This window comes from Mesorhizobium salmacidum (SeqCode) (assembly GCF_037179605.1).
In the GTDB taxonomy this organism is placed as follows: Bacteria; Pseudomonadota; Alphaproteobacteria; order Rhizobiales; family Rhizobiaceae; genus Mesorhizobium; species Mesorhizobium salmacidum.
In genome coordinates this window covers 197,766-213,594 of sequence record NZ_JAPYKS010000007.1, presented here as the reverse complement: position 1 = coordinate 213,594, position 15,829 = coordinate 197,766, and the positions used below count along the sequence as shown (strand labels likewise).

Below are 15,829 nucleotides of genomic sequence, written 5' to 3'. Positions count from 1 at the left end.
GCCGAATTGGGCCAGCGCGGGAAAGCCGTTGGCCGGCTTCGCTTTTCGCCGGCTGTGCGTCGGTTTCCTCTTAATGGGCCTGAAATGTCCACGGCAGATTTGACGCCGCGATTCTGCTTTGGGGAAGCAATGTCCACGCATGTGCGCCATCCGATCTGGCTTCCGGCCCTCAAGGCCGCGGATGCGCGCACCTTCGCCTCGCTCTACGCGGTCGAGTCCTTCGCCCGCGCCATGGTGTCGAGCGTCATCCCGATCCAGGCCTACGAGATACTCCACAACGAGCAGATCGTCTCGATCCTCTACACTGTCGTATCCATGCTCGGCCTGTCGGTGACCTTGTTCATGCCGATGCTGATCCGCCGCTTCGCACGGCGCTGGGTCTACACGGCAGGCGCCTGCCTGCTCGCCATCGGCTCGCTGTTCTTCGTCACCCACACGCTCGCTGGACAACTCGCCGGCATGCTGTGCCGCGTCATGGGCGCCAGTGCGCTGTCGATCACACTCAACCTCTACATCATGGACCACATCCGCAAGACCGACTTCATGCAGGCCGAATCGCTGCGCATGGCGTGGTCGATGGTTGCCTGGACGGGCGGGCCGACGCTTGGCATTTTCCTTTATGCGCATTTCGGCATCTATGCCGCGCATGGCGCGGTGGCGGTTTTCGCCATGGCTTTGCTGGCGCTGTTCTGGACCTACCGGCTGGGCGACAACCCGTCGATCCGCCCGGGCAAGACGCGGCCCGCAAATCCGCTCGCCAACATCGGCCGCTTCGTGGCGCAGCCAAGGCTCAGGCTCGCCTGGCTGATCGCCTTCGGCCGGTCCTGCTTCTGGACGACGTTCTTCGTCTATGGACCGCTGTTCATGGTGATCACCGGCGAGGGTGAACTGGCGGGCGGCCTGCTGGTCTCGGCCGGCAATGCGCTGCTGTTCATGGCGATCTTCTGGGGCAAGGCAGGAAAACGCTTTGGCGGCCGACGCACCATGACGTTTGCCTATTTCGCCATGTCGGCGTCGCTGCTGGCGGCGGGCACGGTCGGAGCGGCAGAGCCGTTGCTGACCGGCGCCTTCCTGTTGTGCGGCGCCTTCTTCACCATCGCGCTCGACGCGCTAGGCTCGACCGCCTTCATGCGTTCGGTGCGCTCCTATGAACGCGCGCAGATGGCGGCGGTCTACCGCACCTATCTCGACTTTTCCGAATTGACGCCGCCGCTGGTCTATTCGGTGGTGCTGGCCTTCTTCGGATTGGGATCGGTGTTCGTCACGCTCGGCCTGCTGGCGGCGTTTTGTGGCCTCATGACCTGGCGCTACCTGCCTAAATCCCTCTAAAAAAACAGAGCGAAAGCTCAGCATGGCGCGAGCGCACCCAATTTTGGAAGCGGTGCAGCTCATATTCCTCGGGCATCAGCACGCCGGCTGTATGACGCATCGAGCGCAGGCCCTTCTGGTTGACCTCGCAGATCGCGGCATCCTCCTCCAGCACCTGTGTGCCGAAGGCGACGATGTTGTCGATATCGGTGGCGGCGAGCGCCTCGGGCGCGAACAGCCATTCGGCGGTCAATTCGGTCTGTTCGGGACCGAGCGGCACCAGCCGCACGGTCCTGACATAGTCGACATGGCCGACGATGAACATCGAGGGCAGGCTGGTGGCGTAGGTCTGGCCGGCGGCGCGTTCAGCCTGCGTCAAGCCGGGGAAAACCGGCCCATGCGTCTGCCCATCACGCGACCATGTTTCAGCCCCGGCGCGCAGGCCGCCGGAGAATTCCGGCGCATCATTGTCGGCATGGCGCGTCCATTCGGGATCGTCATGCCGGCTCATCAGGCCGCGGCCATAGATCGGCACCAGCCGCGACAGGTCCTTGTGGACGCCCGGGCAGTGCAGGCACTCGTTGAAGTTTTCCCAGAAAATCTTCCAGTTGCAGTTCATCACCTTGCGCAGCACATGGCCTGACACCAGCGTGTCCAGCGGCCAGTTGCCGAGGTCGCCGGAGGCCGGGTCGAAGGATGACTGCGCTGAGCCGGCGGCATCTTCAGCAAGATTGACGAAGACGAAGCCCCGCCACACCGAGAGTGCAACGCGGTAAAGCGGGTGGTCGGCCTTGTCGAAGCCGTCAGGCAGCGATTTCGACGGTACACGCACCAGATCGCCACGCAGCGAATAGGACCAGGCATGATACGGGCAGGTGATCAGCCGCGCCTTCAGGCGTCCTTCGCTTTCCTGGCAAAGCTGCGAGCCGCGATGCCGGCACGTGTTGTGGAAGGCACGCAACTCGCCGGCGTCGTCGCGCAGCACAAGGATTTCCTGCGTACCGACGCGGAAGGTGCGGAATGCCAAAGGCTGGGCAAGGTCGGCCTCGCGGCAGACGAGCAGCCAATTTCTGTACCAGATGGCTTCGAGATCACACTGATAGTTCTCCTGGTCCCAATAGGCCGATGAGGGCAGCGTCGGCTCGGTTCGGGTCAGGCCGCTATAGGGCTCGCGCTCGCTGGCATCACGCTGCATGGCTGGCTTCCTGTCAGGTTGGCAGCCGACACCCGGCCATGAAGTTTGTCAATCAGGAGGGGAGCGGCCTTGCCGATACGACGCTCCTGCGCTGGCGGCTGTCGGAATTTGGTTTGCCGCGCGCGGCGAATTTCCCTATAGTCACCAACGTCGTCGGTTCCTTTTTGGAGCCAAGAGGGAATGCGGTGCGGACAGGAATTCCTGTCCAATGCCGTGGCTGCCCCCGCAACTGTGTGCGGTAGTCCTCTCCATATGCCACTGAAGGTTTTCCTTCGGGAAGGTGGGGAAGGGCGCTTATCCGCGAGCCAGGAGACCTGCCGGCGACAGGAAACTGACTTCGATGCCCTCGGGTGGAGGGCGAAAGGACAAGACATGACTACCGCTTCCGTCTCCCTCGGCGCCTCCGTCTCCTCGCAGTCGCGCTTCATGCAGCTCGCGCTCGCGGCGCTGCTCGGCATGTTCGTCGTCGGCTTTGTCGGTTTCTCGCATATCGATGCGGTCCACAATGCCGCCCACGACTATCGCCACTCGATGGCGTTTCCCTGCCACTAACGAGGATCTGACATCATGAATCTGTTTCGCAACGTCGTGTTCGTCGCGGCGGTCGCGGGGCTCGTGGCCGGTGTCGTTCTCGCCTGCCTGCAGGCCTATGCGACAGTGCCGCTGATCCTCAAGGCGGAAGTCTACGAACAGGCCGGCGGCGGCCATCACCATGACCACGCGGCTGCACCAGCAGCGAGCAACGATGCGGTGAGCACGGTCGCGCCCGCTGGGAATGCGATGAGTTCTGCCGCGCCAGCACCCGCCGAAGTCAAGGCACCGGCGGAGGAAGATGAAGGCTGGGCGCCGGCCGACGGTGTCGAGCGTTTTGCCTTCAGCGTGGTTGCCAATATCGTCACCGGCATCGGCTTCGCGCTGGTCCTGGTCGCGGTTTCCGAGTTTGCCGGCGGCGTCGGCAATTGGCGCAAGGGCGTGTTCTGGGGGCTGGCCGGCTTTGCCGTGTTCACGCTGGCACCAGGCCTCGGCCTGCAGCCGGAACTGCCGGCGATGCCGGCGGCCGATCTGCTTGCGCGCCAGATCTGGTGGACGGCAACGGCCGCGGCGACCGCCATCGGCCTTGGCCTGATCGTGTTTCGCAGATCGCTGCCATTGACCATCCTGGCCGTCTTGCTGATCGTCGCCCCGCATGTCATAGGCGCGCCGCAGCCCGACAGTTTCGAGACGCCTATCCCGGAAGGCCTACACCATCAGTTCGTGGTGGCGGTGACGGTGACCAATCTGGTGTTCTGGCTGGTGCTCGGCGCGGTCGTGGGCGTGGTGCGTAGACGCTTCACCGGCACGGCGACCAGCTTGCGCGACAGCTTTGCCTGATCGCGGCAAGCTGACTTTCATCATCGGCGGCGCGCGCTCCGGAAAGAGCGCGCACGCCGAAACATTGGCGACGGCATTGCCCCCGCCATGGGCGTATGTCGCCACGGCGCAAACCTATGACGATGAGATGCGCGAGCGCATCGCGGTGCACCGCTCGCGGCGCGGTGAGGGCTGGTCGACCATCGACGCGCCGCTCGACCTTGCCGAAGCGCTGGAGGCCTTGCCGGATGATCGGCCGGTGCTTGTCGACTGCCTGACGCTTTGGTTGACCAATCACATGCTGGCCGATCACGACGTCGAGGCGGAGTGCCGACGGCTGGCCGACGTGCTGTCGCGGCCGCGCGGGCCGTGGTTCGTGGTGTCGAACGAGGTCGGGCAAGGCATCGTGCCCGACAATGCGCTGGCGCGGCGTTTTCGCGACGACGCCGGCCGGCTCAACCAGCGGGTCGCCGCGGTTGCCGACACGGTGCTGCTGATGGTGGCGGGGCTACCGCTCAAGGTGAAGTGAAATGACTGACATCGACGACAAGGATGAAGAACGCCATCGCGCCAAGATGGCCAAGCGCAAGGCGGTGCAGGACGCCGAGGTTGCGAGCAAGACGGTCGAGAAGGGGCTGCTGATCGTCAACACCGGTCCCGGCAAGGGCAAGACCACGGCCGCCTTCGGGCTGGCGCTGCGGATGCTCGGCCACGGCAAGCGCGTCGGCGTCGTGCAATTCATCAAGGGCAAATGGCAGACCGGCGAGAAGGATGCGTTTGCCGCCTTCGGCGACCGCGTCGTCTGGCATGCGATGGGCGAGGGTTTCACCTGGGAGACGCAGGACCTGAAGCGCGACATCGCCGCCGCCGAAGCCGCCTGGGCCAAGGCGCTGGAATTGATCGACGATCCCTCGATCAACCTTGTCGTGCTCGACGAGCTCAACATTGCGTTGCGCTACGACTATCTCGATCTCGACAAGGTGGTTGCGGCGCTGAAGGGCCGGCGCGAGGGCCTGCATGTCGTCATCACCGGCCGAAACGCCAAGCCAGCGCTGGTCGAGGCTGCCGATCTGGTCACCGAGATGGGCGTCACCAAGCATCATTTCTCGGCGGGCGTGAAAGCTCAGCAGGGCATCGAGTTTTAGAAAACCAGAACAGCGATCACCGCGACCAGGCCGAACAAGCCCATCAGCAGGAAATCAGCGACACGGTAGAGTTGCAGCGCGCGCCTTATATCGCCGCTGTCGACATCGCTGCGGCCGCCTTCGCCCATGAAAATGTCGTCGACCATGACACCGCCATAGCTGCGTGGTCCGGCAAGCGCGAGCCCAAGCGCGCCGGCCATGGCCGCTTCGGGCCAGCCGGCATTGGGCGAGCGGTGTTTTTTCGCGTCGCGCCGTACCGCTTGCCAGCCGCAGTGGGGGTCGGCGCCCTCGACCAAGAAGGAAGCGAGCACGATCAGCAGCGCCGTCAGCCGCGATGCCGGCAGGTTGATCCAATCGTCGAAGCGCGCCGCCGCCCAGCCGAACGCCTCGTGGCGCGGGGTGTGGTGGCCGATCATCGAATCGGCGGTGTTGGCCGCCTTGTAGGCGGCGCCGCCGGCCAGCCCGCCAACGCCGGTCCAGAAGGCGGGGGCGACGATGCCATCGGAAAAATTCTCCGCCAGGCTTTCGATCGCCGCACGGCAGACGCCTGCCCGGTCCAGCGTTTCGGGATCGCGGCCGACGATCCGCGAGACGGCGGCGCGGCCCATGTCGAGGCCTCCACTGTCGAGCGCGTCGGCGACGGCTTCGACATGTTCATGCAGGCTCTTCTGCGACAGAAGCGATGTTGCCAGAAGGACGGCAATGATCCATCCCAAGGGGACGAACCAGAGTAGAACGAGCTGCACGCAAAGACCTGTCAGCGCCGGCACCAGCACGATGACCAAAAGCGCCTGGACACCACGTTGACGACGCAGTGCGTCGGGATCAGTGGCGCGGTTGAGCCTCAAGTCGAGAAAGGATATCAGCCTGCCGAACCACGTCACCGGATGGCCGATGGCGCGAAACAGCCAGTCGGGATAACCAAGGACGAATTCGACAACCAATGACAGGAAAGCGATCAGGACTGACATGAAGCTTCTTGAAGGAGCGGTGGACCATGGTGGAAGTCTTGGCCGGGCAAGGGCGCTTTTCCCCAATGCCGTGCTGCCTTTCGTCGACCTCTCGACCGGTATCAATCCGCACTCCTACCCGCTTTTCGACCTGCCCGCCACCTCCCTGTGGCGGTTGCCGGAGGCCGCGCGTGGGCGCGAACTGATAGAGATCGCGGCCAACACCTATGGCGCGCCTTCCGCTGGAAACGTCGTGGCGGCGCCCGGGACCCAAATCCTGCTGCCGCGCGTGGCCTCGCTGGTGAAGCCCGGCAAGGCGATGGTGCTGGGGCCGACCTATGCCGAACACGCCCGGGCGGCGGCGATTGCCGGGCATGAGGTGGTCGAGGTCAGCGATTTCGCGGCGTTGGCGGACGCTGACCTCGCCATCATCGTCAATCCGAACAATCCGGATGGGCGCATCATCGAGCGCGACCGGCTGCTGGTGCTGGCTGCCGGACTTCGCGCCAAGGGCGGGCTGCTGGTCGTCGACGAGGCGTTCATGGATGTCGGTCCACGCGAACACAGCCTCGCCGCCGACGTCGGCCAGGCCGGCATTGTCGTGCTGCGTTCCTTTGGCAAGTTCTTTGGTTTGGCCGGCCTGCGGCTTGGGTTCGCACTTGCCGATGCGCCGACGGCTGAACGGTTGCACATGCAGTTCGGGCCGTGGGCCGTCGCCGGACCGGCGCTGGAATACGGCATCCGCGCGCTCGCCGATCTCGACTGGCAAGATGCGATGCGGGCGTCGCTGGCGGATGAGGTGGTGCGGGTTGATGCGCTGTTTGGCCGGTTCGGCGTTCGCGTCGCGGGCGGCACCATATTGTTCCGCTATCTCAGTCTGCCCGATGTCGGCGGCCTGTTTTCCGCGCTTGGCGAGAGTGGCATCCTGCTCCGGCATTTCTCCGACCGGCCGAATGCCCTGCGCGCCGGCCTGCCGGCAAACGAGGAGGAATGGCGCAGGCTTGAATCCGCCCTTGCCGAATGGGCGTCACGGCGCGAGGATCGGTCGAAAGGTTCGAAACAATGATCCATGTCTGCTCGCTGGCGAAGATCGAGGAAACCGTTGCCAGGACCGGCGCCGACCGCATGCTGTCGCTGCTTGCCGCCGGAACGGACGTAATTCGACCAGCCTCGATCCCCCGGGAAAACCATCTGCATCTGGTCATGCACGACATCGCCGTGGCGCAGGAGGGGATGACCATGCCGGGCGAGGAGCATGTGCGCGACCTGCTCGATTTCGCGCGCCGCTGGGACCGCGCAAAGCCGATGATCGTGCACTGCTATGCCGGCATCAGCCGCTCAACCGCCTCGGCCTATATCATCGCAGCGGCTTTGGCGCCGAAACGCGACGAGGTGGAACTGGCGCAGACGCTGCGCGCGCTGTCGCCTTCGGCGACGCCCAATCCACGGCTGATCGCTGTGGCCGATACGCTGCTCGAGCGCAATGGCCGCATGATCGAGGCGATCGAAGCGATCGGGCGCGGCGCCGACGCCTTCGAAGGCACGCCGTTCGCACTCAAGATCGATATTTAGGCGGCTACTTCAGCCACTCGGCGAGCTTGGCCTTGCGCACATCGCGCAGCAGGCTGATGAAGCCATCGGCTTGATGTTCCGCCGTCAATCGGCCTTTCTCTGCCGTTGCAATGCTGGCGTCACCGACCACGCCGTTCGGGTTGAGATCGCTGGCGATCCAGGCGAAGGCATGCGTGCCGGTCTGGCGCAGAAGCGCGAATTCCTTCTCGGCGTCGGCGACGTTGGAAACGAAATTGTCGGCCTTGCCGATGTCGACGAGATCCGGCCGGAAATGCAGCATCAGCGAAGTCTCGACATCGCCCCCATGGATGCCGTGGCGGTCCTCAAGTTCGGTGTACATGCCGGCCGGACGGCCAAAGCGCTGCCAACTGGTCTTCACCGCCAGCATCTTTTCGCGCACGCGCAGTTCGCGCGTGACGATACCCATGATCTCTTCATTGCCGCCATGGGAATTGACGACGACGAGCTTGCGCACGCCGGCGCGCGCTATCGACAGGCCAAGCTCGGTCCACGCCTCGATCAGCGTCGTTGCCGGCAGGGTCAATGTGCCCGGCGCGTGCAGATGCTCGTTCGACTTGCCCACCGCCTGGACCGGCAGGATGCGGATATCGAGGTCCTCGGGCAGGCGTGTGATCACCGTGTCGAGCATGCCGTTCATGATCGAAGTGTCGGTCGAGACGGGCAGATGCGGCCCATGCTGCTCGATCGCCGCGACCGGCAGCACCGCGATCGTCGTCTCGGGATCGATCGAGGCATACTCGGTTGTCCGGTAATCGCCCCACCAGACGCGTCTTTTTGCTACGGTCATGTCACGCCTTTCAAATGATCAGGGCAGACCTAGCGCGGTGTGCCCGGCCTGTCGATCACCCGGCCGCGATCGCCTCGACCTCGACCTTGAATTCGGGCCGGGCAAAGCCGGAAACGATCATCAGCGTCGAGGCCGGCGCCGGGCTCGAAAACAGCCGGTCGCGGACCTCCATATAGGGCCGCAGATGCGCGCGGTCGGTGACATAGGCATTGATGCGCACGATGTCGCCAAGCCCCAGCCCGGCCTCGCTCAGGATCGCCGCGATGTTCCTGAAGCAGAGTTCGGCCTGCGCGCCGGCGTCGTCCGGTATCTGGTCGTCCGCCGTGATGGCGACCTGACCGGAGCACAGCACCAGCCGCTTGCCGGCCGGCACCTCGACGCCGTGGCTGTAACGGGCAAAGGGCGGCTTGATCGACTTCGGGGTGAGGAACTTGAACATGGCAATCTCCTGGATATCGCCAGCCTAAGGCCGGATGCATTGCACCATCAAGATGCGGTGCATGTCGCCGGTGCGATTGTGGACAGGCGTTCAAAAAATAGGCACGATGCCCTTCGGTGCAGCACGACCTTTCCGGCTTTCGCAGATGGCTGTGGTGCAGGCGGGCGGGTCCCGGCGCGCGACGCCGGTGGCATGTGTCTTGCTTCTTGAATCTTTGGTGTCAAGCACGGCGCGTAGCGCGCTGGTGCAAATAAAGGGTGGTGGTCAATGTACGTGAAACAGAAGATTTCGGTCGCGGTGGTGGCTCTCCTTGCGGCCAGCACATTGGGCGCGGCGGCGAATGAAAAAGTGACTTTCGGCACCAACTGGCTCGCCGAGCCGGAACATGGCGGCTATTACCAGGCCGTGGCGGATGGCACCTATGCCGCCTGCGGCCTCGATGTCACCATCATGCAGGGCGGCCCGCAGGTCAGCGGCCGGCCGATGCTCCTTGCCGGCAAGATCGATTTCTACATGGGTGGCAATTTGCTGTCGGCCTTCGATGCCGTCCAGCAGGGCATTCCGATGCGTGTCGTGGCCGCCGATTTCCAGAAGGATCCGCAGGTCATCATGTCCCACCCCGGTGAGGGGCTCGACAAATGGGAAGACCTGAAGAACGCCGAGCAGTACATTCTGGGCGATGAAGGTGCGCAGACCTTCTTCCAGTGGATGGTCATCGAACTCGGTTTCGACGCTTCAAAGCGCGCGCCCTACACCTACAACACCGCTCCTTTCCTCGCCAACAAGAAGTCGATCCAGCAGGGCTACGTCACTTCGGAGCCGTTCGCGGTCAAGAAGGAAGGCGGCTTCGTGCCGAACCAGTTCCTGCTCGCCGACTATGGTTGGGATACCTATTCGACCACGATCGAGGTGATGCAGGACACGATCGACAAGAAGCCCGAGGTGGTCCAATGCTTCGTCGATGGCTCGGCCAAGGGCTGGTACAAGTACCTCTACGGCGACAACAAGGCCGCCAACGATCTGATCAAGAAAGACAATCCTGACATGAGCGACGAGCAGATCGCTTTCTCGATCGACCAGATGAAGAAGTTCGGCCTTGCCGATTCCGGTGACACCGAGAAGCTCGGCATCGGCGCCATGACCGATGCGCGGATCAAGAGTTTCTACGACAAGATGGTCAAGGCCAAGGTCACGCCTGCAGGCATCGACATCACGAAGGCCTACACGCTGGCCTTCGTCAACAAGGGCGTCGGGCTCGAGCTGAAGAAATAGGCCGGCTCGGCATGATGCGGGAAAAGGTGGCGCAAACGCCCGCCTCGGACATGGCTCCGATCTTGCTGGCGCTGCGTGGCGTCGGCAAGGTCTTTTCCAATGGCGTGACGGCGCTCAGCGATGTCGACCTGACGATACGGGAAGGCGATTTCCTGAGCCTGCTCGGACCATCGGGCTGCGGCAAGTCGACGGCGCTGCGGCTGATTGCCGGCCTGTCGACGCCGACATCAGGTGTGCTCGACTGGCGTGGCGGCGGTTCGCTCGACCGCGCGAATATCGGCTTCGTCTTTCAGGAGCCGACGCTGCTGCCCTGGGCCAGCGTCTTCGACAATGTCTGGCTGCCGCTCAGGCTGAAAGGCATTTCCCGCGCCAAGGCAGCTCCAGCGATAACGGAGATGCTGGCGCGTGTGCACCTGACCGGTTTCGAAGACGCCGTGCCGCGCGAACTGTCGGGCGGCATGAAGATGCGCGTCTCGATCGCGCGCGCCATGGTGACCAAGCCGCGCGTGCTGTTGATGGACGAGCCGTTCGCCGCGCTCGACGAGATCACCCGCTTCAAGCTCAACAACGACCTGCTGGAACTGTGGCAGGACGAACGCTTCACCGTCGTCTTCGTCACCCACAGTGTGTTCGAAAGCGTGTTTCTGTCCAACCGCGTCGTCGTCATGGCGGCTCGGCCGGGCAGGGTGTTCGACGAACTCGCCATCAAGGCATCCTATCCGCGCGACGAGGCGTTTCGCACCTCGCCGGATTATGCGGCCCTTTGCCGGCAGGCCTCGGATGTGCTGGTCAATGCCATCAATTCAACTGCGGGCTCGCATCATGACGGTCATTGACGGCACGTTGAAACTCGACCCCGAGGAAGCGCGGCGCGTGTGCCAGGAGCGGCTGGAGCGAATCGGCCGCTGGGTGCTGCCGCTGGCAATCATGGTCCTGGCGATCTGGCTGTGGGATCGTATCTGCGTGTGGAACGAGATTCCGCAATACATCCTGCCGCGCCCCGGCGTGGTGCTGACAACGCTCTACAACGATGCCGGCCTGCTGTTTTCCGCACTGCTGGTCACCTTGCGCATCACCTTCCTCAGCCTGCTCCTCGCGGTTGTCGGCGGCGTCGGCCTGGCGGTCTTGTTCGCGCAGTCGAAGTGGGTGGAGATGTCGTTCTTCCCGTTCGCCATCGTGCTGCAGGTGACGCCGATCGTGGCAATCTTTCCGCTGATCAACATTTATGTCGACAATCAGACGACCAAGCTTCTGCTGTGCGCCTGGATCGTCGCCTTCTTCCCGATCCTGTCCAACACCACGCTTGGCCTGAACTCGGTCGACCGCAATCTGCGCGACCTGTTCAAGCTCAACGGCGCGACGCGGTGGCAGCAGCTGCGCTATCTCAGACTGCCGGCGGCGATGCCGTATTTCCTCGGCGGGCTGAAGATCGCTGGCGGCCTGTCCCTGATCGGCGCCGTGGTGGCCGAGTTCGTCGCCGGCGCCACCGGCCAGTCGTCGGGGCTCGCCTCGCGCATTATCGAGGCCGGCTACCGGCTGAATGCACCCAGGCTTTTCGCGGCGCTATTTTTGATTTCACTTACCGGCATCCTGATCTTCCTCGTACTGTCGCTGATTTCGCATCTCATTCTGCGGCGCTGGCACGAGAGCGCACTGAAGCAGGAGCGTTAGTGCCTTGATACCAACCTCCGGTCCCTATCACCTCGCCAATGTCCGGCTTCACGCGTCGCTGACGCCGGGCCTTGCCGCGGCTTTCGACAGAGATGGTTTTGCGCTGACCGACATCACCGTCGCGGGCGGCAAGATTTCCAGCATCGCCGCTGCGCATGCCGCATCGAAGGTATCGGCCGGCGCCATCGACCTTGGCGGCCGTGTCGTGCTGCCGTGTTTCGTCGACTGCCACACGCATATCGACAAGGGCCATATCTGGCCGCGAAAGCCCAATCCCGACGGTACGTTCATGGGCGCTCTGAACGCTACGGGCGCCGACCGCACTGCCCGCTGGAGCGCCGAGGATGTGGCGCGCCGCATGGATTTCTCGCTGCGCTCGGCCTACGCGCATGGCACCCGGGCGCTCAGAACTCATATCGACAGCGCCGCGCCGCAGGAGGAAATCTCCTGGCCGGTGTTCGAGACGATGCGCGAGGCATGGCGTGGTCGCATCGAATTGCAGGGTGCCTGCCTGCTCGGCATCGAGGGCGTGCGCGACAAAAAATGGTTCGACAGGCTGGCGAAACGCGTGGCCGCCGCCAAGGGCGTGCTTGGCGTCGTCACCTATATGGTGCCAGACCTGGAAGAGCTGCTCGACCACGTTTTCGCGCAAGCGATCAAGCATGGGCTCGATCTCGATTTCCATGCCGACGAGACCGACGATGTCGCCGCAATCTCGCTGAAGAAGATCGCCGAGGCGGCACTGTGGAACGGCTTCGAGGGAAAAATCCTCGTCGGCCATTGCTGCTCGCTGGCGCGGCAGCCGGATCTCGAGGTGCTGGACACGCTGGACAAGGTGGCGAAGGCCGGGCTCGCAATCGTGTCGCTGCCGATGTGCAATCTCTATTTGCAAGATCGTCGCGCTGATCAAACCACACCGCGCTGGCGTGGCGTGACGCTGCTGCATGAGATGAAGGCGAGGGGCATTCCGGTGGCCGTCGCTTCAGACAACACGCGCGATCCCTTCTATGCCTATGGCGATCTCGACATGCTGGAGGTCTACCGCATGGCGACACGTATCCTGCATTTCGATCATCCGGTCGCCGACTGGCCGCAGGCGGTCACCGCGACGCCGGCCAAGGTGATGCGGCTCGATGGCTTCGGCACGCTTGCCGCCGGAGGCGATGCCGACTTCGTGCTGTTCAAAGGTCGGAGCTGGACGGAATTGCTGTCGCGGCCCGAATCGGATCGCATCGTCGTGCGCGCCGGACGCGCGATCGACCGGCAATTGCCCGACTATGCCGAACTCGACGAGTTGATGGTGGAATGATGGATGTTTCGGCGCTGAAACGCGATCTCGACGGGATGAAGCTCGACGACAATCCGGCCATCGTCCAGCAGAAGAGCCGCGACTTCTACTGGTACAGCCCGGTTCTGAAACAGCAGCTCGACCATGTCACCGGCGACCTGATCGTGACGCCGAAGACCGAAGCCGAGCTGATCCGCGTGCTTGCCGCCTGTCACCGCCATGGCGTGCCGGTGACGCCGCGCGGCAGCGGCACCGGCAATTACGGCCAGGCGATGCCCCTGTCGGGAGGCGTGGTGCTCAATCTTGCGGAGATGAATGAGATCAAGTCGATCGGCCCAGGCCGCGTGGTGACCGGACCCGGCGCGATCCTGGCCGACATCGACAAGGCGACACGGGCACATTCCGGACAGGAGCTCAGGCTGTCGCCCTCCACCTACAACACCGCTTCGATCGGCGGCTTCATCGCCGGCGGTTCTGGCGGCGTCGGCTCGATCAATTTCGGCGGATTGCGCGATTTCGGCAATGTGCTGCGCTTGCGCGTGGTGACGATGGAGGCCGAGCCGAGGGTGCTCGAACTGACAGGCGAAGACCTGCACAAGGTGACCCATGCCTATGGCACCAATGGCATCATATCAGAGGTCGAGATGCCGCTGACGGCAGCCTATGAGTGGATCGACGTCATCGTCGGCTTCGACGCTTTCATGGATGCGGCCCGCTATGGCAATGCGCTGGCCTGCCAGGATGGCATCCTGACCAAGCTGATCACGCCGATCGCAGCACCCGTTCCGCAGCTTTACTTCAAGCGGCACCAGAAATTTTTCAGGGAAGGCCAAAGCATCTGCGTCGTCATGGTGGCGCAGCATGGGCTGGACGCCTTCCTTGCCTTTACGCGCCGCGCTGGGGGCGAAGTGATCTTCAACGCCGCCCTTGCCGCGCCGGAGGAGAAAAAGGGCTTGCCGCCGGCCTATGAACTGGCCTGGAACCACACCACGCTCAGGGCGCTGCGCGTCGACCCCGCGATTACCTATCTGCAGTCGCTCTATCCCTTTCCCAACCAGCTGGCGCTGGTCGAGAAAACGGATGCGATGTTTCCCGGCGAGGTGTTCTCGCATCTCGAATTCGTGCGGCTGGACGGCAACATCACCTGCTTTGGCCTGCCACTGGTCAACTTCACCACCGAGGCGCGGCTCAACGAGATCATCCGCCTGTACGAGGACAATGGCTGCCCGATCTTCAACCCGCACCGCTACACGCTGGAAGAGGGCGGCATGAAGCAGACGGACGCGGTGCAACTCGCCTTCAAGCGTGAGACCGACCCGCAAGGCCTGCTCAACCCTGGCAAGATGATCGCCTGGGAAAACCCGGACTATGATTATCGTTCGGGCCGGACTTTTCTGTTCAAGGGGCTGCAAAAGGCAGGCTGATAACGATGAAGCGTTGGCGCCAAGCCACCCCCCTCCGGCCTGCCGGCCATCTCCCCCTCGAGGGAAATTGGATGTCGCCTGGGCTTTCGCCAATTGCCAACGCCGCAACGGATTGGGGACGTCGAAACCGCCAATCTCCCCCCTTGAGCGGGAGATGCCCGGCAGGGCAGAGCGGGGCGCCTCGCGCTGACCTGCGGGATGTCCTCCCATGAACATCCTCGTCCTCTACGCCCATCCGGTCGAGACCAGCTTCAATGCCGGCCTGCACCGGATGATCGTCGAGCGGCTGACGGCGGCGGGCCATACGGTCGATGACTGCGACCTCTATGCCGAGGACTTCGACCCGCGGCTGACGCGGGCCGAGCGGCTCGGCTATCACGACCAGCGTGGACCAGGCGATGCGGTTACCGGCTACATTCAGAGGCTACAGGCAGCCGAGGCTCTGGTGCTGTCGTTTCCGGTATGGAATTACGGCTATCCGGCGATCCTGAAAGGGTTTTTCGACCGCGTCTTCCTGCCCGGCGTGTCGTTCAAGCTTGTCGATGGCAAAGTGCTGCCGACGCTACACAACATCCGGAAGCTGACGGCTGTCACTACCTATGGCGGCAGCCGATTTCGCGCCATGCTGATGGGTGACCCGCCGCGCAAGGTTGTGAAGCGCATGCTGCGCGCCACGATCAAGCCCGGCGCTCCGGTCTCCTATCTCGCCCACTATTCGATGAACCTGTCGACCGACGAGACGCGGAAGTCCTTCATGGCGAAGGTCGCGGCCAGCGTGGATGCATTCTGATGCGGGTTCTCGTCGTCTACTGCCATCCGGTGCCGGAGAGTTTTTGCGCCGCGGTCCGCGATACCGCCGTGGATGTGCTGACGCGGCGGGGCTGGGACGTGCGGCTGCTCGACCTTTATGCGGAAAAGTTCGATCCGGTGATGAGCTGCGAGGAGCGGCGTTCCTACAACGATCAGGCGCCGCGGGATCCGGCGCTGAAGCCGCATTTCGAACTGCTCAACTGGGCCGAGGCGATCCTGTTCGTCTATCCGACCTGGTGGTACGGGCTGCCGGCGATGTTGAAGGGCTGGCTCGACCGGGTGTGGGCGACCGACATTGCTTTCAAGCTGCCGGCTGGCAAGGGAGGGATCAAGTCGCTGATGACGCATGTGACCAAAGTCGGCGTCATCACCACCTGTGGTGCGCCGACCTGGTGGAGCGTCGTCGTCGGCCAACCCGGACGCAAGACCTTGCTGCGCGGCATGCGGGCGCTATGCGCCAGACGCTGCAAGACGTTCTTTCTGGCGCATTATTTGATGGATGCCTCGACGCCGGCGACGAGGGCGGCGTTTCTGGTGAAGGTGCGGGCGAAGCTGGAGCGGTTTTAAGCGGGACTTCCCTTCTCCCCTTCTTGTGGG

18 protein-coding genes and 1 riboswitch are annotated in these 15,829 nt (G+C 63.6%); of the genes, 14 read left to right on the top strand and 4 right to left on the bottom strand.

The window, feature by feature from the left end:
- Nucleotides 1–129 precede the first annotated feature (129 nt).
- Nucleotides 130–1,329 (top strand): MFS transporter, encoded by a 1,200-nt coding sequence (locus O7A60_RS12145; protein ID WP_140751889.1) that lies wholly within the window; start codon nt 130–132, stop codon nt 1,327–1,329.
- Here O7A60_RS12145 and O7A60_RS12140 read toward each other — a convergent pair.
- Nucleotides 1,316–2,503: an aromatic ring-hydroxylating oxygenase subunit alpha gene (locus O7A60_RS12140; RefSeq protein ID WP_337106461.1), complete on the bottom strand. Its 1,188-nt coding sequence runs from the start codon at nt 2,501–2,503 to the stop codon at nt 1,316–1,318. The two genes, O7A60_RS12145 and O7A60_RS12140, sit on opposite strands and share 14 nt — an antisense overlap.
- 137 nt (nt 2,504–2,640) lie before the next feature.
- Nucleotides 2,641–2,839, top strand: a riboswitch (cobalamin riboswitch).
- Between the two features lie 36 nt (nt 2,840–2,875).
- Here O7A60_RS12140 and O7A60_RS12135 point away from each other — a divergent pair.
- The 4 genes from O7A60_RS12135 to cobO are packed head-to-tail and all read left to right on the top strand — an operon-like array spanning nt 2,876 to nt 4,998.
- Nucleotides 2,876–3,055 carry a CbtB domain-containing protein gene (locus O7A60_RS12135; RefSeq protein WP_140502595.1) on the top strand — a complete coding sequence of 60 codons (180 nt, stop codon included), beginning with the start codon at nt 2,876–2,878 and terminating at the stop codon, nt 3,053–3,055.
- A gap of 15 nt (nt 3,056–3,070) precedes the next feature.
- Nucleotides 3,071–3,874 (top strand): CbtA family protein, encoded by an 804-nt coding sequence (locus tag O7A60_RS12130; RefSeq protein ID WP_337106459.1) that lies wholly within the window; start codon nt 3,071–3,073, stop codon nt 3,872–3,874.
- Nucleotides 3,867–4,382 carry a bifunctional adenosylcobinamide kinase/adenosylcobinamide-phosphate guanylyltransferase gene (gene cobU, locus O7A60_RS12125; protein ID WP_337106458.1) on the top strand — a complete coding sequence of 172 codons (516 nt, stop codon included), beginning with the start codon at nt 3,867–3,869 and terminating at the stop codon, nt 4,380–4,382. Before O7A60_RS12130 ends, cobU begins: the two co-directional genes overlap by 8 nt.
- A gap of 1 nt (nt 4,383) precedes the next feature.
- Complete coding sequence (gene cobO / locus O7A60_RS12120; protein WP_337106457.1) at nt 4,384–4,998, top strand: cob(I)yrinic acid a,c-diamide adenosyltransferase; 615 nt, start codon at nt 4,384–4,386, stop codon at nt 4,996–4,998.
- On the opposite strand, the gene cbiB is transcribed toward cobO, so the two are convergent.
- On the bottom strand, nt 4,995–5,969 hold the full coding sequence (gene cbiB / locus O7A60_RS12115; RefSeq protein WP_337106456.1) for an adenosylcobinamide-phosphate synthase CbiB: 975 nt from the start codon (nt 5,967–5,969) through the stop codon (nt 4,995–4,997). The two genes, cobO and cbiB, sit on opposite strands and share 4 nt — an antisense overlap.
- Here cbiB and cobD point away from each other — a divergent pair.
- Both cobD and O7A60_RS12105 read left to right on the top strand, forming a co-directional pair.
- The gene (gene cobD, locus O7A60_RS12110; RefSeq protein WP_337106455.1) at nt 5,968–7,014 is read left to right on the top strand and encodes a threonine-phosphate decarboxylase CobD; all 1,047 of its coding nucleotides are present in this window, start codon (nt 5,968–5,970) and stop codon (nt 7,012–7,014) included. The genes cbiB and cobD overlap by 2 nt on opposite strands.
- Nucleotides 7,011–7,520 (top strand): tyrosine phosphatase family protein, encoded by a 510-nt coding sequence (locus O7A60_RS12105; protein ID WP_140718059.1) that lies wholly within the window; start codon nt 7,011–7,013, stop codon nt 7,518–7,520. The genes cobD and O7A60_RS12105 overlap by 4 nt, the downstream gene beginning before the upstream one ends.
- A gap of 4 nt (nt 7,521–7,524) precedes the next feature.
- On the opposite strand, the gene O7A60_RS12100 is transcribed toward O7A60_RS12105, so the two are convergent.
- On the bottom strand, nt 7,525–8,328 hold the full coding sequence (locus O7A60_RS12100; protein WP_337106454.1) for a creatininase family protein: 804 nt from the start codon (nt 8,326–8,328) through the stop codon (nt 7,525–7,527).
- Nucleotides 8,329–8,383: 55 nt separating this feature from the next.
- A complete protein-coding gene (locus O7A60_RS12095) occupies nt 8,384–8,767 on the bottom strand; it encodes a RidA family protein (protein ID WP_337106453.1) in 384 nt (127 codons plus the stop codon).
- 267 nt (nt 8,768–9,034) lie between these two features.
- Here O7A60_RS12095 and O7A60_RS12090 point away from each other — a divergent pair, with 267 nt between their 5' ends.
- The 7 genes from O7A60_RS12090 to O7A60_RS12060 all read left to right on the top strand — a co-directional run bounded on the left by O7A60_RS12090 (nt 9,035) and on the right by O7A60_RS12060 (nt 15,799).
- Complete coding sequence (locus O7A60_RS12090; RefSeq protein ID WP_140718065.1) at nt 9,035–10,039, top strand: ABC transporter substrate-binding protein; 1,005 nt, start codon at nt 9,035–9,037, stop codon at nt 10,037–10,039.
- A gap of 11 nt (nt 10,040–10,050) precedes the next feature.
- Nucleotides 10,051–10,875, top strand: a complete 825-nt coding sequence (locus O7A60_RS12085) for an ABC transporter ATP-binding protein (protein WP_337106451.1) — start codon at nt 10,051–10,053, stop codon at nt 10,873–10,875.
- Complete coding sequence (locus O7A60_RS12080) at nt 10,862–11,710, top strand: ABC transporter permease (RefSeq protein WP_337106450.1); 849 nt, start codon at nt 10,862–10,864, stop codon at nt 11,708–11,710. Before O7A60_RS12085 ends, O7A60_RS12080 begins: the two co-directional genes overlap by 14 nt.
- Nucleotides 11,711–11,714: 4 nt before the next feature.
- Nucleotides 11,715–13,019, top strand: coding sequence for a cytosine deaminase (locus O7A60_RS12075; protein ID WP_337106449.1), 1,305 nt, complete (start codon nt 11,715–11,717; stop codon nt 13,017–13,019).
- Nucleotides 13,019–14,422 (top strand): FAD-binding oxidoreductase, encoded by a 1,404-nt coding sequence (locus O7A60_RS12070; RefSeq protein ID WP_337106548.1) that lies wholly within the window; start codon nt 13,019–13,021, stop codon nt 14,420–14,422. Before O7A60_RS12075 ends, O7A60_RS12070 begins: the two co-directional genes overlap by 1 nt.
- 208 nt (nt 14,423–14,630) lie before the next feature.
- Entirely contained in the window at nt 14,631–15,212 is a 582-nt protein-coding gene (locus O7A60_RS12065; RefSeq protein WP_337106448.1) for an NAD(P)H-dependent oxidoreductase, read from the top strand.
- Nucleotides 15,212–15,799 carry an NAD(P)H-dependent oxidoreductase gene (locus O7A60_RS12060; protein WP_027146490.1) on the top strand — a complete coding sequence of 196 codons (588 nt, stop codon included), beginning with the start codon at nt 15,212–15,214 and terminating at the stop codon, nt 15,797–15,799. The genes O7A60_RS12065 and O7A60_RS12060 overlap by 1 nt, the downstream gene beginning before the upstream one ends.
- Nucleotides 15,800–15,829: the final 30 nt, after the last annotated feature.